At 49.9% G+C, this 877-nt stretch carries 1 protein-coding gene; it reads left to right on the top strand.

The annotated features are described in order from the left end of the window. Positions 1 to 125: 125 nt before the first annotated feature. A partial coding sequence (locus ACYQ11_RS22080) for a reverse transcriptase domain-containing protein (RefSeq protein ID WP_459926000.1) occupies positions 126 to 877 on the top strand: 752 nt, incomplete at its 3' end.

Here is an 877-nt window from a genome sequence, read left to right as displayed (position 1 = left end):
GGCGAGGATGTGGAGGTCCGCCGGAGTCCACAGGCCGTGGCATGCAGGAAGAGATACGCTGTAGAACTCGGGAAGCCCCAAAGGTTCCAGAAGACTGTTTAGGATAGTAAGGGAATACAAGACCAATGGTTCACTATTCATCTGAAATGCTGGGACAGGATAACTGGTGGGAGAGGCGTCGGCCTGCCGACAAAACTCTACATGCCGATGGGGTGTCTTATCAGGCATATTACTCGGAGATGGGGAAAGCCCATTACATGGGGAAGGACCTGACGGAAGTACGCAGCCCGCAAAGGAAACTCGTACCGGACAAAGTAGGGCTGGAACAATACGAGCAAACCTCACTGCGGGGAATAGCAGTTAAAGCGACTGCAAAAGCAAAACACCGTTTTCAGAATCTTTATCGATTGTTGAGTGCGAGTCTTCTGATGAGCTGCTGGAAGGATTTGAACAAGAATGCTGCCAGTGGTGTCGATCAGGTGACGGCGGAGGCTTACGGTCAAAACCTGGAAGTCAACATACAAGCACTTGTAGAGAGACTGAAGCAGAGACGGTACCGTGCCAAACTGGTGCGGCGATGTTACATTCCAAAGCAAAACGGAAAGATGAGACCGCTGGGAATACCGGCACTTGAAGACAGGCTTCTGCAACTGGCCTGCGCCAGGATTCTTACATCGATCTTCGAAGCTGACTTCGTAGACACCAGCTATGGCTACAGGCCCAACCGGAGTGCAAAAGAAGCAATAGAAGATTTACAGTTCAATCTTCAGTTCGGTAAATATGGGTACATTGTGGAAGCAGATATCAAAGGCTTTTTCGACAATATAGACCATGATTGGCTTTTGCGGATGCTCAAAGAGCGGATCGATGATGCCGC

Source organism: Desulfatiferula olefinivorans (assembly GCF_054657895.1).
Note: the sequence above shows the minus strand (reverse complement) of the source record. Positions and strands in the feature narration are given on the sequence as shown.